Raw genomic sequence first — 22545 nt, 5'->3', positions numbered from 1 at the left:
GTCGTATCGGGAATCCGATCGAAGATGGGTGCGCTGTTATCATGATGATCTCGTGCTGGTCGCGGTGGCACCCATCTGATCTCGCTCCAAGTTGGATGCGTATCTTTTCGCGCCCTATCAGTCCGGTATCGCTCAACTAGCGCGGTGCGCTCTGACCTGCCTCATGGCCATGATTGCTGCGATCTCGACTGTGCGCGAGGCAATCACCATTTTCGGCAACCATCTGAGCCGACCCGATCCCTTGCCTAGTTTTCTTACGATGGCAAGTATCTCAAATCCGTCACGGGGCATGAAGGCATCAACAAGCTGTAGGTCATTTCCTGAAGCTTTCCCGGCCTCTGAAAGGACATCCTTAAGCGCGGCTTCGTCGTAGACGTGATAATGATGTCGGTCGCCTCGGCTGATCCATTCGTCGACCATGGATTGGACAGCTGCCGATTGGCGATCTTGGTCACGCAGGCTCATTGCCATGTCTTCGTAATGGGTGCGGTTTCGCTGCGGTCGATTGTCGGGGTCGACATAATCAAGAGCGAAATGGGGCGCTCGCTCCGGGGTGCGCTTATAGTCGAAGGCATTGCTCCGATAGTTCGGCAGCGTCAGGAACAGCAGACCGCCTGCACGGATGACACGGAGCCATTCGATGACACCGCCCACCGGATCATCGAAATGCTCCAAAACGTGGTTGGCGATCAGGAAATCCTTGGCATCATCAACGTAAGCGGTGAGGTGGTGTCCGTCGACGACATGAGCCAGCGGTACTAGACCATCGGCCGGCAATTTGTAGCGCGAAACCAGTTCGTCGTTGGACAGAACGTCTACATATTCGACATCGACGCCGGGGGCGACTTCTGTTGGAACGTATTGGGCGCCTATTTCGATGCCGCTGCCTGCCAAACGGCGCGCAAAAAAATCTCTGATCTCAAGTCGGCATAATAGCGAAAGATTGAGGGTAATCCGCTGTCGACGGCTTAGGGATTTTCGAACATGATCTTGGAAAGCGACGTGCCAAGGCGGCGTGCTTTCGTTCGTCTGCCATAACGTCTGTTGTGCCAGTGCTATCCTGAAGTCCCGAAGCAAACAGAATCCTCCTGCAGATAATAATGGCAGACACACTCGCATGGGGGGTCCACAGAGAACAACCCTGAATTATCGGCAGTCACGAACTTTTCTATAGCCTCAACCCTGTACGGGGCACCTATCCTCGCCTAGACGATTCAATCGTTCACCGAAGCCGTGCAGGTTAGCTTATACTTTCGAGCCCCCTGTCCGTCGGCAACAGAAGCGTAGCCCTGCGTGTCCCACAACAGGCTGAAAAAACCGCTGGCAGTCCCCGCAACTCCGCGCTAATGCGGTAGACGGGTGACGGGGTCGGGGATTTTTGCAATTCGGAGCGGTTGCGGACAATGGTCGGTCCTGCGCCGTTCTGATAGTATTCCCGCGCCTGGAGTTCAGTACTACCCAATGACCGCCTATGTAGAAGCCGTATCGGACCTCCGACCGAAGATGCGGCGCGCCATCATCATGGTTCAGGACCTTGTCATGGTCCTGGTCGCGGTGGCTCTCAGTCTCACCCTGTCGCAGTCGCGGCTTTCCTTCGACGCGTTCTCCTACGGCGGGCTGGCCTGCTGGGCGATCATCGTGCTCTTCGCCCATATGCTGTTTCGCTATTGCGGCCTCTACAGCACCGTCTGGCGCTTCGCCTCCACGCCCGATTTCTTCAACATCCTCAAGGGCTGCGGCAGTCTGACGATGGTGCTCTACCTGGCCTCGCTTGCCTTCCGTTCCTTCTTCCAGCCCGTCTCGGGTCTCAACGAACGCCAGTTCATCGTCTTTTTCCTGGTCTCCTTCACCATCATTTCCGCGCCCAGGCTCTACTATCGGTTCCTTCGCGACGGCGCGAGCTGGCGCATCCTGCGCCGCGCGTCCGGCGACGCGCCGGTCAAGCAGGCGTTGTTCATCGGCCGGCTGAGCGAGGCCGATGTGATCGTCCGCTTCACCCGCACCGCCGCGCCGGCCGAGTATGCCATTGCAGGCATCATGGCGACCGAGGCCGACGCGCCGCTCGGCACGCAGATCCAGGGCGTTCCCGTGGTGGCGCTCCGTCCGCGTCTGATCGAGGTGCTGGAGGACTATGTCAGGGGCACGCAAAGCCTCGATCTGCTGATTTTCGGCAACGGCGCCGAGCGCGAGATCGAGGACTATGCCGAACTGGTGCGCGTCGCCCGCCACAGCGGCATCGCCGTCGTCCAGTTCTCCGGTCTGTCGGAACTGGGGCAGGGCGGCAAGCTGGTTCTCGACGCCGTCGAGATGGAAACCATCATGCGCCGTTCGGCCGTGGCCACCGACGTCAAGCGCATCGGCGCCTTCGTCGGCGGCAAGCGCGTGCTGGTCACCGGCGGCGCCGGGTCTATCGGCCGCATCCTGGTCAAGCGCGCGCTGGAGCTCGGCGCCGAGGCGGTGCTAGTGGCCGACAATTCCGAGTTCGGCATTTTCCAGCTCGATCAACTGATCGACGAAGAGCACCGCGACCGGCTGACAAGCCGCATCGTCGACGTCACCGACCGGCCTCACATGATGCGCCTCGTCAGCGAGTTCAAACCCTCGATCGTCTTCCATGCGGCGGCGCTGAAACACGTGCCGCTGCTGGAACAAAACTGGGAAGCGGCGATCGAGACGAATATTTTCGGCACACTCGCCTGCGCCGAGGTCGCCGCCAAATGCGGGGTGCCCCAGTTCCTGCTGATTTCCAGCGACAAGGCCGTCGACCCGACTTCGGTGCTCGGCGTCACCAAGCGGGCGGCCGAGCAGATCGTCTCCTCGCTGCATGAGACCCATGCCGAGCCGCCCGATCAATATAGAGGCGCGGTGAACGGCCATCGCGCCGGCGTCCCGGGCACAAAATTCATCGCCGTGCGCTTCGGCAACGTCTTTGGCTCCAATGGCTCGGTGGCGACCATCTTCCAGAAGCAGATCGAGGCCGGCGGCCCGGTCACCATCACCGACCGGCGCATGACCCGCTATTTCATGACGGTGGCCGAGGCTGTCGATCTCGTCATCATGTCGGCCGCCGATGCCGGGCAACGCCAAGGGAGCGACGACTACGCCATCTATATGCTCGACATGGGCAAGCCCGTGCCGATCCTCGAAGTCGCCGAAACCATGATCCGCATGGCAGGCAAAAGCCCTTACACCGAGATTCCCGTCCGCTTTACCGGCATCAGGCCCGGCGAGAAGCTGCACGAGACCCTGCACGGCGAGAACGAAGAGGTGGTCAAGCTCGAAACCGCCAAGATCTTCGGCCTCAGGACCGACGTCGTGGAATGGCCGAGGATCGAGGCCGCGCTGGCGGCACTGCAAGCCGCGATGCGGGATCGCGACAAGGCAGCCGCGCTTGCCATCTTGGCGGGACTGTGCCGGGCGGAGGAAAGCGCCGGTGGCGTGCCCGAGCAGGCAGTGTCGGAAACGGCCGAACAGATCGGTTAGACCCGTGCTGTCCGCTGATGATTGGCCATTGAAGCCTATTCGAATGCCCTGCAGGTTCTGAGGCCGTGATAAGACAAGATCAGCGCGTGGCCGTTCTCATGGGCACGATGGATGGCGCGGCATTCATCGGTGAGCAATTGGAATCCTTGCTTGCGCAGTCCTGGCCTCGCATCGATCTCTGGGTATCCGACGACGGCTCGACGGACGCCACGGTCTCCATCATCGAGGCGTGGCGGTCCGGCTGGAACAAGGGTTCCCTTACGCTGGTGGAAGGCCCGCGAAAGGGCTTCGCCGCCAACTTCCGCTCGATGATTGTCGATCCGCGCATCGATGCCGACTACTATGCCTTCTGCGATCAGGACGATGTTTGGGAGCCGGACCGGCTGGAGAGCGCCATCCGCTGGATGGAGGGGCAGAGCCCGGAAACGCCGCTCCTGTTCTGCTCGCGCACGGCGACCATTTCGGAGACCGGCGATCCGGCCGGCTATTCGCCGCTGTTCGGGCGGCCGCCTTCATTCCGCAATGCGCTGGTGCAAAGCATCGCCGGCGGCAACACCATGTTGTTCAACCGCGCGGCGCGCGACCTTCTGGCGAAGGCGTCCGCGCGAACCGAATTCGTCAGCCACGACTGGTGGGCCTATCTCATCGTCACCGCCGCCGGCGGCAAGGTCCGCTACGAGCCGCGGCCGCTGGTCCGGTACCGGCAGCACGGGGCAAACCTCGTCGGCGCCAATGTCTCATGGAGGGCGAGGCTTTCAAGGCTCGGGCGTCTGTTCCAGGGCCAGTTCGCCACTTGGACCGACAGCAATCTCAGGGGCCTTGCCGTCAACCGCGACCTCATCACGCGCGATGCCGCACTTTGCCTTCGCCTGTTCATCAGGGCGCGCAAGGGCAGTATCTTCAGGCGCTTCAGCCTGCTCGGCAAGAGCGGCGTCTACCGGCAGACTCTCATGGGAACGCTGGGACTCTATCTCGCCTTCCTCTGGCGGCGGATCTGAGCCGTGACGGCAAAGCGCGCCTTCGACCTGATGATCGCGGCCGTGATGCTCGCCATGACGTCGCCCGTCGTGCTGGCCGCCATGCTGGCGATTAGGGCAACGTCGCCGGGACCGGCCATCTTCTCGCAGGTCCGCGTCGGCAGGGGAGGCGTCCTCTTTGCCTGCCACAAGCTGCGCACGATGCACCGGGACACGCCGTCTTTGCCCACCCACGAGGCGCCGGCCGCTTCGGTCACCGCGGTCGGCCAGCTGCTGCGCCGAACCAAGATCGACGAGCTGCCGCAGCTCTGGAACGTGCTCAAAGGCGAGATGAGCCTTGTCGGCCCCCGCCCATGCCTGCCGACGCAGGCGGAGTTGATCGGACACCGGCAGCGGCTTGGCGTGCTCTCGGCACTGCCGGGCATCACCGGGCTCGCGCAGATCAAGGGCATCGACATGTCCGACCCAAGGCTCTGCGCCGAGACCGACGCCGCCTATCAGAAAGTCGCTTCGATCGGCCTCGATCTGCGCATATTGGTGGGCACTTTCTACCGGGCTTGAGAGCTCCGACGCGCCAATTCGCGGAGCCGGCCGGGCGTGTCTGTCTCCGGCGTCCAGTCTTCCGAGGCCAGCAGCGACGGATCGCAGATCTGTGTCGCGGTCAGGGCCTGCCATGACGCCAGCCTGCCGAGCAGCGTCGCCGCGATCCGTAGCGGCAGGGCCGGCACGGGCAGAAGGCGCGGCGGACGGCCGAAACCCTGCCGGAACGCGGTGATGATCTCGGACAGCGCAAGGGGTGTGGCGTTGCCCGCGACATAGGCCGGGCGAAGCGGTCCCGGATGGCTGAGAAGGTGCAGCACCGCGTCCGCGGCTGTCTCGGACGAGATCAGCGAGCGCAAACCTGTCAGGGCGCCGGCCGGCAGCGGCAGGGCGGTGTCGGCAAGCCGCATCACCGCCGCCATATTGCCCTTCATGCCCTCGCCGTAGACGGGCGGCAGGCGCAGCGCCGTGGCGTCCGTGCGTCCTGCCGACGCGTAAGCATTGAGCATCACGATCTCGCCTTCGCGCTTGGAGCGGCCATAGGCGCATTGCGGGGCAGGGGGCGTCGCCTCATTGATTATACCGCTGAAGCCGGGACCGGCCACAGCGCGGATCGAGGAAAGGTAGATGAAGCGCCCGCTGGCACCTGCGGCTGCCGTCTTGGCCAGCCGCCCGGTCAGCGTTGCATTGGCGGCCCGGTAGCCGGCCTCGCCGGCGTCGCGGTCGTTGTTGAGCGCCGCGCAGTGGACGACATGGGTCACATCACGCATCAGCACCAGGAAGGCTTCGTCCGGGGCGTCGGCGCCGGGCAGCGGAAGCGGCTTGCCGATAGCCGACAGCCTTTCTGGTTGGCGGGAAACAACACATATGTCGAAATTGGCCTTGCGCAGCCGGCCGACGACCTGTCGTCCGATCAGCCCCGTGGCGCCGGTAACCAGGACCTTCATGATCGCTGGTCGGCGCCCGATGGGATGGCGGCGGCGCTCTTGCCGGTCGGCGACACCGTTCGGCCGCAAGCCAGATAGGTTCCGGAAACGAGGAACACCATCAGCGTCGCGTCAAGGATGTCATGGCCGACCAGAATGCCGGTCAGCCCGGCGACGAGATAGGTGATGACGGTAACAATGATCATTGTCGCACCGAACCGCTCCACCGGATCAGCGCTGCGGCGCAGCGTCCTTGCCGCGTTCCAGGCAGCAACGACGAAGATAGCGGCCAGCGCGAGAGCCCCCAACAAACCAGCCTGCACCACTGCGGTCAGAAAGCCGTTGTGATAGTGATTGTAACCTGCGTCCATGCCGAATTGAGCGCGAAAACCCTGTTTCATCAGCGCCCGGCTGCCGCTAATGCCATACCCGAAAATCGGAGCATCGTGAAAACCCGTCGCGCCAATCTCCCACATCGCCACCCGCAGTCCGAGCGCCGTCGTGTGGTCGTTCTTGGTGGTCAGTGCATCCAGGTCGCTGAAAAGGAAATCGGCACGGTCAATAATCACGGGCAAGCCGATGGCCGCGACCACTAGGCAGGCCGCGCCCGCGATCAGCGCCAGACGCGTCAGATTGGCGCTGGTGATCCTGCGGCGATTGATCAGAAAAATGACGATGGCGGCGCTCGGCATGGCCACCCAGATGATACGCGAGCCTGAGTAGAGGATGGCAGCCGTTCCGGCGAGCGCGGCGACGGCCAAGAGCTTCCAGCGCCTCTCGATCCCCGAAAGAGCGCCCACGAGGCACATCATCACGGCAAGGCACGTCACTGCCGCGAACACGATCGCGTTTCCGGCACCGCCTTCGGCCCTGGTACCGATCCAGTAATACTGAATGATAGCGAGCAACAACGCGCCGAAACACGCTGCTGTGCTTGCCAGCACGGCTACGCGCGCGAGGGTGGCCTTCTCCGTGATGCTCCAGGTTGAATAGGAGATCGGGAAGAACAGCAGAGTGATCAGCGGCAGGAGCAGCCGCAGATCCGGCCCGAGCGTACCGTTGACGATCGAGGCCAGCACCATGGCTCCGCAATAAGCGTAGATTGCCACCGTCATGGCAAGCATGGGGCGGTCGATGTTGAACTGCCGACGCCGCAGCGCGAGCAGAAACACCGACCAGAGCGCGCCGCCATTGAAGACGAAGCTCACCAGCGATCCCAGCACGGGCGGCGAGAAGAAGCAGACGATCGAGAAGTAGATATTGATCTGTGTCGGCGTGAGATGGCGCCGGAGCGATGAGAACGGGTTCAATGCCTTGCTTCGCAATCTTCCAGGTTGCACGCGGATCCGTGGTGGCGGGCAAACATCTGCCCTCAACCCCGTTCTGTCGCGTCTCGCCCCGTTTCCCGCGCCGGTATAGCGGCTGGCCCTGGTTTCTGATAGGGGGCGGCCGAAGCATGTCCAGCTAAAAATCGCCGGTGGAGATGAAAGACCTTGGAGGTCCAGCTCGCCTGATCGGGGCAATAGCTTTTTCATCGCACTTTTAAACGGTCCTTTTGTCTGGCAGGATTTTCCGCTTTATAGGGCTTGCTTGGAAAATTCATTCGCGAACCATGCCATTCGGCGCGCGTCTTGCATTGTTATGCGCAACGCCGATCTGCTAGAACGCCCGCGAGAAGTGTCCAGGGCTTGACGGGCAGTTTGAGGGGAAACCGCGCCAATCGCCTGCTGCTCCTGGCCGGCACGAAAGAACGCTCGAAAAGTCCATGAACATCGCGCTCACCCATCTGCAGCGGCTCGAAGCTGAATCCATCCACATCTTCCGTGAGGTCGCGGCCTCTTTCTCCAAGCCGGTGATGCTCTATTCGGTCGGCAAGGATTCCTCGGTGCTGATGCATCTGGCGATGAAGGCATTCTATCCCGCCAAACCGCCTTTCCCGTTCCTGCATGTCGATACGACCTGGAAGTTCCGCGAGATGATCGCCTTTCGCGATCAGATGGCGCAGAAGCTCGGCTTCGACCTGCTCGTCCACGTCAATCAAGACGGCGTGCGCGACAACATCAATCCCTTCGACCACGGCTCCAACACCCACACCCATGTGATGAAGACGGTGGCGCTGCGCCAGGCGCTCGACAAATACGGTTTCGACGCGGCCTTCGGCGGCGCCCGCCGCGACGAGGAGAAGTCGCGCGCCAAGGAGCGCATCTTCTCCTTCCGCAACGCCCAGCACGCCTGGGATCCGAAGAACCAGCGGCCGGAAATGTGGAAAATCTTCAACACCCGCATCGCGCCGGGCGAATCGATCCGCGTCTTTCCGCTGTCGAACTGGACCGAGCTCGACATCTGGCAGTACATTTTGCAGGAAAACATCCCGATCGTGCCGCTTTACTTTGCCAAGGAGCGGCCGGTCGTTGAACGCGACGGCATGCTCATCATGAAGGACGACGACCGTATGCAGTTGCGTCCCGGCGAGACGGCCGAGAACCGTCTCGTGCGCTTCCGCACGCTGGGCTGCTATCCGCTGACAGGGGCCATCGAATCGGATGCGGATACGCTGGAAGCCATCGTCGGCGAGATGCTGACCGCCCGCACTTCCGAGCGCCAGGGCCGCCTCATCGATCGCGACGAGGCCGGCTCCATGGAAAAGAAGAAGCGCGAAGGGTATTTCTGAGCATGCGCCACATCATGGCCAAGAGCCTTGCCCCGACCGACTCGATCCGCGACTACATGGCCGCGCAGGAAAAGAAGTCATTGTTGCGCTTCCTCACCTGCGGCTCGGTCGACGACGGCAAGTCGACGTTGATCGGCCGGCTGCTTTCCGACACCAAACAGATTTTCGAGGACCAGCTCGCGGCCCTCGAGCGCGATTCGCGCAAGCACGGCACCACCGGCGACGACGTCGACTTCGCGCTGCTCGTCGATGGGCTGGAGGCGGAACGCGAGCAGGGCATCACCATCGATGTCGCCTATCGCTTCTTCGCCACACCGAAGCGCAAGTTCATCGTCGCCGACACGCCCGGCCACGAGCAGTACACGCGCAACATGGCGACCGGCGCCTCGACCGCCGATCTCGCCATCGTGCTCATCGATGCCCGCCAGGGCGTGCTGCGCCAGACCAGGCGCCATTCCATCATCGCCTCGCTGCTCGGCATCCGGCATATCGTGCTCGCCGTCAACAAGATCGACCTCGTCGGCTTCGACAAGGCCGTGTTCGACCAGATCGTCGAGGACTATAGCGAGTTTGCGCAGAACCTGGGCTTCACCAGCATCGTGCCGATCCCGATGTCGGCGCGTTTTGGCGATAACGTCACCAGTGGCTCGGAGCGCACGCCCTGGTACTGCGGGCCGTCGCTGATCGAGCATCTGGAAACCGTGTCGGTCGACGAGGCCGTCGTCGAGCTGCCGTTCCGGTTCCCGGTCCAGTATGTGAACCGTCCCAACCTCGATTTCCGCGGCTTTGCCGGCACCATCGCTTCTGGCACGGTTTCGCAAGGCGATGAGGTGGTCGTCGCGAAGTCGGGCAGGGCCTCTCGCGTCAAGCGCATCGTCGCGCATGGCGGCGATCTCGAGCTGGCGGTTGCCGGCCAGGCCATCACGCTCGTCCTCGAGGACGAGGTCGAGGTCTCGCGCGGCAACATGCTGGTGTCGCCGGCAGCTAGACCGCAGGTTGCCGACCAGTTCACCGCCAACATCGTCTGGTTCGACGAGCAGGCGCTGCTGCCTGGACGCTCCTACGTTTTGCGTACTGAAACCGACCAGGTGAGCGCGACCGTCACCGATCTGAAGTACCGGGTCAACGTCAACGATTTTGCGCATGAGGCTGCGAAATCGCTCGAGATCAACGGGGTCGGTGTCTGCAACATCTCGACGCGGGCGCCGATCGCCTTCGATCCCTTCGCCGAGAACCGCACGACCGGCGCTTTCATCCTGATCGACCGCATCACAAACGCCACCGTCGGCGCCGGCATGATCCTGCATTCGCTGCGTCGCGCCGAAAACATCCACTGGCAGTCGCTCGATGTCGGCAAGCGCGGCCGCAGCGACCTGAAGAACCAGCGCCCGGCGGTGTTCTGGTTCACCGGTCTGTCCGGCTCGGGCAAGTCGACCATCGCCAACCTGTTCGAGAAGAAGCTGTTCGCATCCGGCCGCCACACTTATATCCTCGACGGCGACAATGTCCGCCACGGTCTCAACCGCGACCTCGGCTTCACCGACGCGGATCGCGTGGAGAACATCCGCCGTGTCGCCGAGGTGGCTAAGCTGATGGCCGATGCCGGCCTGATCGTCATCGTATCCTTCATCTCGCCGTTCAGCGCGGAGCGGCGCATGGCGCGCGAATTGATGGCCGAGGGCGAGTTCGTCGAGGTGTTCGTCGACACGCCGTTCGAGGAATGCGCCCGGCGCGATCCGAAGGGTCTTTACGCGCGAGCGCTGAGCGGCGAGATCAAGAATTTCACCGGCGTCGATTCTCCCTACGAGGCGCCGGAGAACCCCGAAATCCACCTCGAGACTCTCGGCAGGACGCCTGAGGAGATGGCGGAAGCCCTGGAACACTGGCTGACCGAGCGCGACATTGCCCAAGAGCAGTATGACAATGGCGGCGGTATCTGACGACGAGGCCATGCTCGGCGTGTTCGAGCGCCTGGCGCTGGCCGCCGGGCGCGAGGTGATGCGCGTTTTTCACGAAGGCTGCGCGGTCGACAGCAAGGTGGACAACTCGCCGGTGACGGAGGCCGACCGCGAGAGCGAGAAGATCATTCTGGCCGGCCTGCGCGCTGCTTACCCGGACATCCCTTGCGTGGCCGAGGAGGAGGTCGCGGCAGGCGTCGCCACGCCCGACCTCGATGGCGCCTTCTTCCTGGTCGATCCGCTCGACGGCACCAAGGAATTCGTCAATCGCCGCACCGATTTCACCGTCAACATCGCGCTGGTGCGCCATGGCGCGCCGGAAGTCGGCGTCGTCTTCGCGCCCTGCACCGGACGTTTTTTCTCAGGACGGCCGGGCAGGGCGGAATCCATAGAAGTAGATAAGGACTATGGCATCGTCGGTCGCCAGCCGATTGGCGTGCGCGAAGCGGGCGCCCCGCTCGCCGTCGTCGCCAGCCGCTCGCACAACACGCCGGAAACGGACGCTTTCATCCGCGATCTTGGCGCCGCCGAGATCGTCTCGGTCGGCTCCTCGCTGAAATTCTGTCTGGTCGCCGCCGCCGAGGCTGATATCTATCCGCGCTTCGGCCGCACCATGGAATGGGACACGGCGGCGGGCGATGCTGTGCTGCGCGCCGCGGGTGGCATGACGCGCTCCCTGGATGGCCAGCCGCTGGTCTACGGTAAGCGCAACCAGGCGAGCGACACCGATTTCGCCAACCCGCATTTCATTGCGACGGGCAAGAGTGCAGGCGCCTAGAGCAGATCCGGTTTAATCCGGGTCATATCCAGCGGCCTTGAAGTAGTTTTCGCACTCATCCGGGGAGAACATCTGAACGATCGAGCCGACGGCATCCCACAGGGTGCTGATTGTTCGCTCTGCTTTAGCGCGCAGAAGCGACTTTGAGAAGGCGTTCTCGATCGGGCAACAAACTGAATGTCGCGCCGGCCCGCTCGATGGCGTCGCGCACCCCTGCCGCCTTATGTGCTGGCAAGTTATCCATGATAACGATGTCGCCCGGCTTCAGGGTCGGAACGAGGACCTGTTCGACATAGGCCCGGAAGACCGTGCCGTTCATGGCGCCATCATAGACGAACGGCGCGGTCATACCGGTCAGCCGCAGCGCATCGGTGAAAGTGGTGGTCTTCCAGTGGCCATGAGGCACACCAGCCCGGCAGCGCTCGCCGCGTGGCGCACGGCCCCGCAGCCGCGCCATCTTGGTCGACAGTCCGGTCTCATCGATGAAGACGAGCCGGGCTGGATCGAGATCGAGCTGGCCGTCGAACCAGGCGCGGCGGCGCTTCAGGACGTCTGGTCGGGTCTGCTCCAGTGCATGTGCGGACTTTTTTTGAACGTCCAGCCGCGCTTGCCAAGCCAGGCGCTCAAGGCACTGCGACCGATGCGGACCGACGCTTCGACTGCGAGCCGCTCGACCATCTCGTCCAGTGTGATGTCCTTGCGCGCCTCGATCAGCCCGACGATGAAGGCTTCATGCGCATCCAGACTGGAGGCGCGCCGCCAACCCTGGGGTCGAGGCGTTCGCTCGCCGAGCTTGGCTCGCGCGACCCAGCGGATCGCACTCGATATCCCAACGCCGAACCGCGCCGCCGCCTGCCGCGCAGACATACCCTCGTCGGAAGCCTTCAAAACCCGCGACCGAAGATCTTCGCTCAGTGCCCTTGCCATCATCCACCTCATCAAAGTGGACGTTGAATCAGCCCAGCAGGCTTCTGTCACATCACAATCGATTCATCGATCAATGGACGTGCTCTAGTCTCCCCCCTTGAGGGGGAGATGTCGCCGGAGGCGACAGAGGGGGTCGCCTCGCGTGGAGCGCCCACCCCGTTCGTCTGCGATAAGGGCCGCGCCCGGTCGGACCGACCCCCTCTTGCCTGCCGGCCATCTCCCCCTCAAGGGGGAGATCGTCAAGCCGCCGCTACGTGCGCCGAGTTCGAGCCGATATAGTTGCGGATCGTCTCGATGATGCGGTCCTGGTCGGCTTCGGTGAGATAGGCGTGCATCGGCAGGCAGAGGATCTGCTTCGGCAGCTTTTCTGAAACGCCGAGGCCGGTCGGCGTGCGCGGATAGTCCTTGTAGGCGACCTGTTCGTGCAGCGGCTTCACATAATAGATGACCGACGGGATGCCCTTTTCGCCGAGATGGGCCTTCAGCCCGTCGCGCTTCGGCGTCTCGATCGCGTATTGAGCCCAGGCCGAGCGGCCGTGGCCCAGATTGCGCGATGCTTTCACGATGTCGCCGAGCCCCTTGGCATAGCGGTCTGCGACCGCCTGCCGTGCCAGCATCTCTTCCTCCAGGATAGCGAGCTTTTCGATCAGGATCGCCGCCTGCAACGTGTCGAGGCGCGAATTGATGCCGACGCGAACGTTGTCGTACTGCGTCTCCCCCTTGCCGTGAAAGGCGAAGGATCTGAGCTTGTCGGCCAGCACAGCATCATTTGTGAACATCGCGCCGCCATCGCCATAGCAGCCGAGAGGCTTGGCCGGATAAAAGCTGGTCGAGCCGACATGGCCGAAGGCGCCGCACATGGTGCCGTCGGCCGAGCCACCCATCGACTGGGCGGCGTCCTCGATCACCAGCAGGTTCTCGCGCTTGGCTATCGCCATGATCGCTTCATAGTCGGCGGCAAGCCCGAACAGGTCGACCGGGATGATCGCCTTCGGCTTCAGGCGGCCTTCCTTCTTGATCATGTCGATCGCCGCCTCGAGGCTGGCGATGTCGATGTTGTAGGTATCTGGGTCGACGTCGACAAAGACGGGTTCGGCCTTGGCGAGCGCCACCACTTCGGCCGTCGCGGCGAAGGTGAAGCTCGGCACGAACACCGCATCGCCCGGGCCGATGCCGGCGGCAAACAACGGCAGAAGCAGCGCATCGGTGCCGTTGGCGCAGGCCACGACATGCTTGACGCCGACAAAAGCCGCGAGCTTGCTCTCGAATTCGGCGACCTGGGGGCCAAGGATATAGCGGCCATCCTCGACGACACGGTCGATCGCGGCCTTCAGCCGGTCGCGGATTCGTTCGCGCTGCGCGCCAAGATCGATGAACTGCATGTCGGCCTCGATGGCTTCAAACGTGGTGGAGTGCACTCTACGCGTCCGGATGGACGCGCATCGCTCCAATCAATAAACCGGCCCGCTGGTACCAGACTTGGCGCGGCTGAAAAAGCCGGCCACGGCCGGGGCGAATTGCGCAAGTGTCGCAGCCTGTTACCGTCTTTGCCGGCGCATTGCCCGAGGAAGCCGGAAAATCCGGGCTTCAAGCGGCATTTTCAGCGCCATTTATCTCGCTGTTCCGGCCGTTGGAAACATAAAGTGATCGCCGGGCAGGGTCTCCAGCCGGCTTGGGACAGGCAATCAGGCGATTTCGTGCCGCCAGGGCGGGTTGGCGCCGGCCCGCGACACGGTCACTGCGGCTGCCTTCGAGCCGAGTTCCAACGCTTTGCGGATCGCGTCCTCCGACAGGCTGCCGATCGCCGCCTTGGTGAGCAGGCCCTGCTCATGCAGTGAGGCGAGGATGCCGGCATTGAAGGTGTCGCCGGCGCCAACCGTGTCGACCACCTTCACCTTCTGCGGCACGACCGTGACCTTGTGCTCCTTGCTGTAGCCGACCGCGCCTTCGCTGCCATGGGTAACGACGATCAGGCTGGGGCCGCGATCCAGCCAGTTGCGCACGACGTCCTCATGCGAGCCCGCCTCGTCGAACCAGTTGAGGTCCTCGTCGGATAGTTTGACGATGTCGGCCATCGCCATCATCTCGCGGATGCGTCTGAGATGCTTGGCCTTGTCCGGGATGAAGTTCGGCCGGATGTTTGGATCGAGCATCATCACACGGCTGTCGTGCTCGCGCCGCATGAACTCCTCATAGGCCGATCCCGCGGGCTCCGAAATCAGGCTGATAGCGCCGAACAGCATCGCTTCGATCTCGGCGCCAAGCTTCGGCAGGTCCTCGACGGTGAGCATACGCCCGGCGGTGTTCTCGTCGTAGAATGTGTAGGTCGCCTGGCCGTTGGTGAGCCGCACGAAGGCAAGCGTTGTCGGTCTCGCCGAGGTGTGCGCGTAGGTGGAACTCACCTTGCTTGCGCCGAGCGCCTCGCGGAACTGGCCGCCGAACAGGTCGGAGGAGAGGCCGGAAAAGAACCCTGCCGGGGCGCCCAGGCGTCCGAGCGCGATCGCCGTGTTGAAAACGGCGCCGCCGACATAAGGCGCGAAGGCCGCTTCGCCTTCCGTCGTGGTGCGCGGCAGCATGTCGATCAGGGCTTCGCCACAGCAGAGGATCATTGCGTTTTTGTCTCCGGCGGATGGATCACGCCCTTGCGGATGATGATGTTGGCGTAGAACCTGGGTTCGCTGGTCGCGACGATGGCGTGCGCGGCCTTGACGCGTGCATAGAAGTCGGCGCCGGCCAGCGCAATCACCTTGCGGCCCGGTGCGCGTTCCGCGCAGACCACTTCCATCTCGTGATGCACCGGATCGGCGAGCGCCGGATCGCCCCTGACCGAGGCGCGGAACAGCGCCTCCGGCACTGTTTCGTCCACCGGCAGCACGCTGAGGATCGCATCGATCACCGGAATGATGTGATGGCCGTCGGCGCGGATCAGCCTGCGCGCCTGTTCCTCGGCGGGATAGTTGCCGTCGACGATAGCGATCTCGTCGCCATGGCCCATGGCCCTGAGCGTCGCCAGAAGCTGCGGGCCGAGCAGCGACGGGATGCCGATCAGCATGGTCAGGCGCTCCTGGAGATAGAGGTTGGCCCGATCAGGAAACGTTCGGAAAGCGGCAGGCTGGCGCCGCCCAGCGCCCGCGCATGGATGCCCACGGTTCCTTCGCGCACGACGGGCAGCTTCAGTCCCTCGGCGTCGATGCCGGCGATAGCATCCGTGACCGCATCGACGAGCCGCCGCCGCACGCCGAGCGGCATCCAGCCGTCGATAACCGCCGCTTCGAAATCGATGACCGCGGATGCCGCAACGATGGCATAGGCCAGCGCTTGCGAAGCACTGGCGATCCATTGGTCAAGCTCGGCGCCGATATCGCCCCATTCCTGCGGCGAAGTCCAAAGATGCGAGCCGTCTATGCCCTTCGCGTTGAGCGCCTTTTCCAGCATGGCGATCGAGGCGACGTCGATGAGCTGCGTCGGCTTGCCGTCCGGCCCCGGCACCGGCATGGAGCCCAGCGCGCCAGCGTTTCCGGTCGGACCGCCGAACAGGCGGCCGTTGAGCACGATGCCGCCGCCGGCAAAGGCGCCGATATAGAAATACACGAAATCGCGCGCGCCTACCGCTTGGCCGAAGACGAGCTCTGCCCCGCAAGCGGAGGTGGCGTCGTTCTGCAGATAGACCGGAAAGTCGCATTGCGACTGGATGTCGGAGCGGATGTCACGATGGCGCCATTCGTCCATGATCTCGCGTGGCGCGCCTGCGGTGTCGGCCCAACTCCAAAGTTCGAACGGCATGGCGATGCCGAGGCCGGCAATGCGCTTGTCCTGCGCCGGCGTCAGTTCTCCGCGCATTTTTTTGATGCCGGCGCTGACAAACTCGACCGTCTCGCGCGGCGCGGGATAGCGATAGGAATTCCGCAGCATCGAGCGCACATTGCCGAGGAAGTCGATCAGCACCAGCTCGGCGCTGCGGCGGCCGATCTTGAGCCCGATGAAGAAGGCGCCCTCCGGATTGAGCGCCATCGGGATCGACGGCTGGCCGATCTTGCCCCGCAAGGGCGCCTGGCGAAGGAGCAGCTTGTCCTCTTCGAGCTCGCGCATGATGACCGACACCGTCTGGGCCGACAGCCCGGTCATGCGCGCGATGTCGGATTTGGCGAGGCTGCCATGCTGGCGCACCAGCGACAGCACGAGCCGTTCATTGTGGTCGCGCATACCGCTCTGGTTGGTGCCGCGATGCAGGCGGCTCCCCAGAGCCTCGGGCGAACCGTGCCTCGCAATGCCGGTCTCCACCCTGTTCCTCCCGTTGGTTTCCCCACATTGCTTTTCGTTCAGAATGAGTGAACGGCGCAAGCCTGTCAATAATAAATAAGAGTGATTTAATTATTGACAGACGTCTCGGACTGGTGTCTTTTGAGGTGGCGTCCACGCTGGGAGAATGGTTGGATGCGCTCGAGGCGCCGGGTAGGCCGGCGTCCGGAATGGTTCCACTGGGAGGAAAATCGTGACCAAGAAATCGCTGCTGAAGTCTACCGTGTTCGCGGCTGCCGGGCTGGGCTTGATGGCGTTCGCCTCGTCCGCATCGGCCGCGGGCGTCGGCGCCTGCCTTATCACCAAGACCGACACCAACCCCTTCTTCGTCAAGATGAAGGAGGGCGCGACAGCCAAGGCCAAGGAACTCGGCGTCGATCTTAAGACCTATGCCGGCAAGATCGACGGCGACAGCGAGAGCCAGGTCGCGGCGATCGAAAGCTGCATCGCCGACGGCGCCAAGGGCATCCTGATCACCGCTTCCGACACCAAGGGTATCGTGCCGACGGTCAAGAAGGCGCGCGACGCCGGCCTGCTGGTGATCGCGCTCGACACGCCGCTCGACCCGATCGACGCCGCCGACGCGACCTTCGCCACCGACAATCTGGAGGCCGGCAAGCTGATCGGCGCCTGGGCCGCCGCCACGCTCGGCGACAAGGCCAAGGACGCCAAGATCGGCTTCCTCGACCTCACCCCCTCGCAGCCGACCGTCGACGTACTGCGCGACCAGGGCTTCATGATGGGCTACGGCATCGACGTGAAGGACCCGAACAAGATCGGCGACGAGGACGATCCGCGCATCGTCGGTCATGATGTCACCAACGGCAACGAGGAAGGCGGCCGCAAGGCGATGGAGAACCTTCTGCAGAAGGACAACACCATCAACGTCATCCACACCATCAACGAGCCCGCCGCTGTCGGCGCCTACCAGGCACTCAAGGCCGTCGGTCTCGAAAAGCAGGTGCTGATCGTCTCGGTCGATGGCGGCTGCCCCGGCGTGAAGTCGGTGACCGAAGGCGTGATCGGCGCCACCTCGCAGCAATATCCGCTGCAGATGGCGGCGCTCGGCATCGAGGCGATCGCCGCCTATGCCAAGGACGGCACCAAGCCGAAGCCGACCGAAGGCAAGAACTTCTTCGACACCGGCGTCAATCTCGTGACGGACAAGCCGGCCAACGGCGTGAAGTCCATCGACACCAAGGAAGGCCTGGCCAAGTGCTGGGGCTGATGCCGGCCTGACAGGCGCATAAACCTTGCGGCCGGGGCTTGATCCCCGGCCCCATCGGGTGGACGATGCGCTTTCGTAAGCGCTGATAATCCCGGCAATAGACCGGAATGCGTGAACGGCGCGTGGAGCAATGAGCAAGCTCCGCGCAGACGGGAGGTCACATGTCTCAGATGCAGGAATTCGAAAAGGTGCTCACCGGCAGCGACAGCAGCGTCGCAGCCTTCGAGGAGCACGGCAAGTCGTTCGTCAAGCGCGCCCAGCATTTTTTGCATTCCACGCCGGCGGCGGTCCCGCTGATCGTGCTGGTGCTGTCAATCATCATTTTCGGTATCGCGATCGGCGGACGTTTCTTTTCGTCCTACACGCTGACGCTGATCCTGCAGCAGATCGCCATCGTCGGTATTCTGGGCGCTGCCCAGACATTGGTCATCCTGACCGCCGGCATCGATCTCTCGATTGGCGTCATCATGGTGATTTCGGCCGTGATCATGGGCAACTGCGCTCTCACTTACGGGATGCCGACCCTTCTCGCGGTGATCGTTGGGCTTGCCGCCGGCAGCGCCTGTGGCCTGCTCAACGGTCTGCTGGTCGCCTACATGAAGCTGCCGCCCTTCATCGTCACGCTCGGCACCTGGAATATCGTCATGGCGACGAATTTCATCTATTCGGCCAATGAGACGATCCGCGACGCCGACGTCGATGCCCAGGCGCCGCTGCTGCACTTCTTCGCCCTGAGCTTCAGGGTCGGTTCCGCCGTGCTGACGGCCGGCGTCATCGCGATGGTCCTGCTGGTGATGCTGCTCTGGTACGTGCTCAACCACACCGCCTGGGGTCGCCACGTCTATGCCGTCGGCGACGATCCGGAAGCGGCCAAGCTCTCCGGCATCCAGACCAAGAAGGTGCTGATGGCCGTCTATACGCTTGCCGGCCTGATCGCCGCCTTCGCGGCCTGGGTCTCGATCGGCCGCAACGGTTCGATTTCGCCGTCCGCCGCCGTCACCGACTACAATCTGCAGGCGATCACCGCGACGGTGATCGGCGGCATCTCGCTCTTCGGCGGCCGCGGCTCGATCCTCGGCACGCTGTTCGGTGCCATGATCGTCGGTGTCGTCTCGATGGGTCTCAACATGCTCGGTGCCGATCCGCAATGGAAGGTGCTGCTCACCGGTGTCCTGATCATCGGCGCCGTCGCGATCGACCAGTGGATCAGAAAGGTTTCGGTGTAACCATGACTGAGAAGGCTGTCCTCACCGCGCGCGGTCTCACCAAGCGCTATGGCCGCGTGACCGCGCTCAACAACTGCGACTTCGATCTCTACCCCGGCGAAATCCTGGCGGTGATCGGCGACAACGGCGCCGGCAAGTCGACGCTGATCAAGGCGATCTCTGGCGCCGTGCATGCCGACGAGGGGGTGATCGAGTTGGACGGCAAGCAGGTCCAATTCAAATCGCCCATCGAAGCCCGCGAGGCGGGCATCGAGACCGTCTATCAGAACCTCGCGCTGTCGCCGGCGCTGTCTATCGCCGACAACATGTTTCTCGGCCGCGAGATCCGCAAGCCCGGGCCGCTCGGCAGCTGGTTCCGCATGCTCGACCGTCCGGCGATGGAGAAGCGCGCCCGCGACAAGCTGACCGAGCTCGGCCTGATGACCATCCAGAACATCAGCCAGGCAGTGGAAACGCTCTCGGGCGGTCAGCGCCAGGGCGTCGCGGTGGCGCGCGCCGCCGCTTTCGGCTCGAAAGTGGTGATCATGGACGAGCCGACGGCAGCACTTGGCGTCAAGGAAAGCCGCCGCGTGCTGGAGCTGATCCTCGACGTCAAGAAGCGCGGTCTGCCCATCGTGCTCATCTCGCACAACATGCCGCATGTCTTCGAGGTGGCCGATCGCATCCACATCCACCGGCTTGGACGGCGTCTCTGCGTCGTCGATCCCAAGCAGATTTCCATGTCGGATGCGGTCGCGCTCATGACCGGCGCCAAGAAGCCGCCGGAAGACGCGCTAGCGGCCTGATCTCCACGCACCACGGTAAATAGCCGCAGAGGCGCCAGATGGACATCACTGCCTAAATCGATTTAACGTATGCTGCAGCGCGGCAAAGTGGGGTAGGAGAAGCGGTGAAAGCCGGTATGATCAGGCCAACCGAACGAGAGGCAGCATGACACCCGCCATGACGATCGAAGCTCCCGCTCTCGACCATCCCGACCCCAAGACGCTCGCCGAAGAAGTCTTGATGTCGCTCAAATACCGGCTCGGCAAGGACACCACGGTTGCCACGCCCCATGACTGGCTCACCGCCTCGATCAAGGTCGTGCGCGACCGCATCGTCGATCACTGGATCCAGGCGACCAAGGAAGCCTACGACCAGCAGGAAAAGCGCGTTTATTACCTCTCGCTCGAATTCCTGATCGGGCGCCTGATGCGCGACGCCTTCTCCAATCTCGACCTGATGGAGAACATGCGCGAGGCGCTCGCCTCGCTTGGCGTCGACCTCGACCTCATCGCCGGGCTCGAGCCGGATGCTGCGCTCGGCAATGGCGGCCTCGGCCGGCTCGCCGCCTGCTTCATGGAAAGCATGGCGACCGTCGATATCCCGGCGCACGGCTACGGCATCCGCTACGCCAACGGCATGTTCCGCCAGGAGATCCACGACGGCTGGCAGGTCGAATTGCCGGAAACCTGGCTCGACCACGGCAATCCATGGGAGTTCGAGCGGCGCGAGCGCTCCTTCGAGGTCGGCTTCGGCGGTTCGGTGGAATCGATCACTTCCAAGGACGGCCGGCTGGAGCGCCATGTCTGGAAGCCGACCGAGCATGTGCTGGCCGTCGCCTATGACACACCGGTCGCCGGCTGGCGTGCCAGGCGCGTCAACACGCTGCGCCTGTGGTCGGGCATGCCGATCGACCCCATCCTGCTCGACAAGTTCAACGCCGGCGACCACATCGGTGCGCTCGCCGAAAGCAACAAGGCCGACGCGCTGTCGCGCGTGCTCTATCCCGCCGATTCCCACAAGGCCGGCCAAGAGCTCAGGCTGAGACAGGAGTATTTCTTCTCGACAGCCTCGCTGCAGGACATCATCCAGCGGCATCTCAGCCAGTATGGCGACCTAAAATCGCTACCCGACAAGGCCGCGATCCATTTGAATGATACCCATCCGGCGATTGCCGTGGCGGAGCTGATGCGGCTTCTGATGGACGTCCATGGCGTGGACTTCGACCTTGCCTGGGACGTCACCAAGCGCACCTTCGCCTACACCAACCACACGCTGCTGCCGGAGGCGCTGGAAAGCTGGCCGGTGCCGCTCTTCGAGCGCCTGCTGCCGCGCCATATGCAGATCGTCTACGCCATCAACGCGCAGGTGCTGCTCGAGGCTCGCGCCACCAGCCAGTTCTCGGGCGAGCAGATCGCCCGCATCTCGCTGATCCAGGAAAACGGCGACCGCCGGGTGCGCATGGGCAATCTCGCCTTCGTCGGCTCGCATTCGATCAACGGCGTCTCTGCCCTCCACACCGAGCTGATGAAGGAGACGGTGTTCGCCGATCTCCACAAGCTCTACCCGGACCGCATCAACAACAAGACCAACGGCATCACGCCGCGGCGCTGGCTGATCCAGTGCAATCCCGGCCTGACCGCGCTTGCGCGCGAGGCGATCGGCGACCGTTTCATGGACGACATCGAGGCGATCAAGGATCTCGATCCTCTCGCCGACGATGCCGCCTTCCGCGAGAAGTTCGCCGCCGTGAAGCGGCAGAACAAGGCGAGGCTCGCGAACCTCGTCGCCGACCGGCTGGGCATCAGGCTCGATCCGTCGGCGCTGTTCGACATCCAGGTCAAGCGCATCCACGAATACAAGCGTCAGCTTCTCAACATCCTGGAGGCGATCGCGCTTTACGACCAGATCCGCTCGCATCCGGAGCGGGAGTGGATGCCGCGGGTGAAATTCTTCGGCGGCAAGGCGGCGCCCAGCTACCACAACGCCAAGCTGATCATCAAACTGGCCAACGACGTCGCCAGGGTCATCAACGGCGATCCCTCGGTGCGCGGCCTGCTGAAAATGGTGTTCATGCCGAACTACAATGTCAGCCTGGCCGAGGTGATGATGCCGGCCGCCGATCTTTCCGAGCAGATATCGACCGCCGGCATGGAGGCCTCCGGCACCGGCAACATGAAGTTCGCGCTGAACGGCGCGCTGACCATAGGCACGCTCGACGGCGCCAATGTCGAGATCAAGGAGCATGTCGGCGACGACAACATTTTCATCTTCGGCCTCACCACCGCCGAGGTCGCCGACCGGCGCGCCAACGGCTACGATCCGCGTGGCGTGATCGAGGCTTCGCCGGAGCTGTCGCAGGCGGTGTCGGCGATCTCGTCCGGCGTCTTCTCGCCCGACGATCCCAACCGCTACCGCGATCTCATGAATGGCCTCTATCAGGGCGACTGGTTCATGGTTGCGGCCGATTTCGATTCCTATGCAGCCTGCCAGCGCGAGGTCGACGCCGTGTGGCGCAACAGTCCCGACTGGTACGCGCGCGCCATCCGCAACGTCGCCCGCGTCGGCTGGTTCTCGTCCGATCGAACCATCCGCCAATATGCGAAAGAAATCTGGAACGTACCTGTCTGATGTGATTGCATAAGGTCACGAACGATGTGGCCCCCGGTGCATGCCGCCCAAAAAGTGCACAGCGCTTTTGGGATCACGGCATGCGCCAAAACAAAGACTGGTGCATGCCGCCCAAAAGTGCACAACGCTTTTGGGATCA

Annotated in this window: 17 protein-coding genes and 1 pseudogene; 10 read left to right on the top strand and 8 right to left on the bottom strand. The window is 63.3% G+C overall.

What is annotated here, in order from left to right; all coding sequences use genetic code 11:
- Positions 1–132: 132 nt before the first annotated feature.
- A complete protein-coding gene (locus EJ070_RS33585) occupies positions 133–1077 on the bottom strand; it encodes a methyltransferase domain-containing protein (RefSeq protein ID WP_189350229.1) in 945 nt (314 codons plus the stop codon).
- A gap of 384 nt (positions 1078–1461) precedes the next feature.
- Here EJ070_RS33585 and EJ070_RS33580 point away from each other — a divergent pair, with 384 nt between their 5' ends.
- The 3 genes from EJ070_RS33580 to EJ070_RS33570 all read left to right on the top strand — a co-directional run bounded on the left by EJ070_RS33580 (position 1462) and on the right by EJ070_RS33570 (position 5021).
- Positions 1462–3483, top strand: coding sequence for a nucleoside-diphosphate sugar epimerase/dehydratase (locus EJ070_RS33580; protein ID WP_189350227.1), 2022 nt, complete (start codon positions 1462–1464; stop codon positions 3481–3483).
- An 86-nt stretch (positions 3484–3569) separates the two neighbouring features.
- Complete coding sequence (locus EJ070_RS33575; protein ID WP_245464759.1) at positions 3570–4481, top strand: glycosyltransferase family 2 protein; 912 nt, start codon at positions 3570–3572, stop codon at positions 4479–4481.
- 30 nt (positions 4482–4511) lie between these two features.
- The gene (locus EJ070_RS33570; protein WP_126096020.1) at positions 4512–5021 is read left to right on the top strand and encodes a sugar transferase; all 510 of its coding nucleotides are present in this window, start codon (positions 4512–4514) and stop codon (positions 5019–5021) included.
- On the opposite strand, the gene EJ070_RS33565 is transcribed toward EJ070_RS33570, so the two are convergent.
- Both EJ070_RS33565 and EJ070_RS33560 read right to left on the bottom strand, forming a co-directional pair.
- Positions 5009–5947: an NAD-dependent epimerase/dehydratase family protein gene (locus EJ070_RS33565; RefSeq protein WP_126095168.1), complete on the bottom strand. Its 939-nt coding sequence runs from the start codon at positions 5945–5947 to the stop codon at positions 5009–5011. The two genes, EJ070_RS33570 and EJ070_RS33565, sit on opposite strands and share 13 nt — an antisense overlap.
- Entirely contained in the window at positions 5944–7236 is a 1293-nt protein-coding gene (locus EJ070_RS33560) for an O-antigen ligase family protein (RefSeq protein ID WP_126095167.1), read from the bottom strand. The genes EJ070_RS33565 and EJ070_RS33560 overlap by 4 nt, the downstream gene beginning before the upstream one ends.
- A 455-nt stretch (positions 7237–7691) precedes the next feature.
- On the opposite strand from EJ070_RS33560, the gene cysD reads away from it, so the two are divergent.
- Genes cysD through cysQ form a run of 3 tightly spaced genes read left to right on the top strand, consistent with a single transcriptional unit; the run spans position 7692 to position 11333 of the window.
- Entirely contained in the window at positions 7692–8597 is a 906-nt protein-coding gene (gene cysD / locus EJ070_RS33555) for a sulfate adenylyltransferase subunit CysD (RefSeq protein WP_126095166.1), read from the top strand.
- A 2-nt stretch (positions 8598–8599) separates the two neighbouring features.
- Positions 8600–10537, top strand: a complete 1938-nt coding sequence (cysN, locus tag EJ070_RS33550; RefSeq protein ID WP_145967089.1) for a sulfate adenylyltransferase subunit CysN — start codon at positions 8600–8602, stop codon at positions 10535–10537.
- Between the two features lie 10 nt (positions 10538–10547).
- Positions 10548–11333 (top strand): 3'(2'),5'-bisphosphate nucleotidase CysQ, encoded by a 786-nt coding sequence (cysQ, locus tag EJ070_RS33545; RefSeq protein ID WP_189350738.1) that lies wholly within the window; start codon positions 10548–10550, stop codon positions 11331–11333.
- A gap of 12 nt (positions 11334–11345) precedes the next feature.
- Here the strand turns inward: cysQ and EJ070_RS33540 are convergent.
- The 5 genes and pseudogenes from EJ070_RS33540 to EJ070_RS33520 all read right to left on the bottom strand — a co-directional run bounded on the left by EJ070_RS33540 (position 11346) and on the right by EJ070_RS33520 (position 16541).
- Positions 11346–12260, bottom strand: a pseudogene (locus EJ070_RS33540) (IS630 family transposase).
- Positions 12261–12499: 239 nt separating this feature from the next.
- Positions 12500–13642: a DegT/DnrJ/EryC1/StrS aminotransferase family protein gene (locus EJ070_RS33535; protein ID WP_126096019.1), complete on the bottom strand. Its 1143-nt coding sequence runs from the start codon at positions 13640–13642 to the stop codon at positions 12500–12502.
- 303 nt (positions 13643–13945) lie between these two features.
- Positions 13946–14869, bottom strand: a complete 924-nt coding sequence (locus EJ070_RS33530; RefSeq protein ID WP_126095163.1) for a carbohydrate kinase — start codon at positions 14867–14869, stop codon at positions 13946–13948.
- Complete coding sequence (locus EJ070_RS33525) at positions 14866–15312, bottom strand: RbsD/FucU domain-containing protein (RefSeq protein WP_126095162.1); 447 nt, start codon at positions 15310–15312, stop codon at positions 14866–14868. The genes EJ070_RS33530 and EJ070_RS33525 overlap by 4 nt, the downstream gene beginning before the upstream one ends.
- 2 nt (positions 15313–15314) lie before the next feature.
- Entirely contained in the window at positions 15315–16541 is a 1227-nt protein-coding gene (locus EJ070_RS33520; RefSeq protein WP_126095161.1) for an ROK family transcriptional regulator, read from the bottom strand.
- A gap of 268 nt (positions 16542–16809) precedes the next feature.
- Here EJ070_RS33520 and EJ070_RS33515 point away from each other — a divergent pair, with 268 nt between their 5' ends.
- From EJ070_RS33515 to EJ070_RS33500, 4 genes are all read left to right on the top strand, one after another.
- Complete coding sequence (locus EJ070_RS33515) at positions 16810–17787, top strand: sugar ABC transporter substrate-binding protein (RefSeq protein ID WP_189350736.1); 978 nt, start codon at positions 16810–16812, stop codon at positions 17785–17787.
- Positions 17788–17948: 161 nt separating this feature from the next.
- Positions 17949–19013 carry an ABC transporter permease gene (locus EJ070_RS33510; RefSeq protein ID WP_126095159.1) on the top strand — a complete coding sequence of 355 codons (1065 nt, stop codon included), beginning with the start codon at positions 17949–17951 and terminating at the stop codon, positions 19011–19013.
- Between the two features lie 2 nt (positions 19014–19015).
- Positions 19016–19798 (top strand): ATP-binding cassette domain-containing protein, encoded by a 783-nt coding sequence (locus EJ070_RS33505; protein WP_126095158.1) that lies wholly within the window; start codon positions 19016–19018, stop codon positions 19796–19798.
- A gap of 145 nt (positions 19799–19943) precedes the next feature.
- Positions 19944–22406 (top strand): glycogen/starch/alpha-glucan phosphorylase, encoded by a 2463-nt coding sequence (locus EJ070_RS33500; protein WP_126095157.1) that lies wholly within the window; start codon positions 19944–19946, stop codon positions 22404–22406.
- Positions 22407–22545: the final 139 nt, after the last annotated feature.

This window comes from Mesorhizobium sp. M1E.F.Ca.ET.045.02.1.1 (assembly GCF_003952485.1).
Classification (GTDB): domain Bacteria; phylum Pseudomonadota; class Alphaproteobacteria; order Rhizobiales; family Rhizobiaceae; genus Mesorhizobium.
This window is presented reverse-complemented; position numbering and strand designations above follow the sequence as displayed.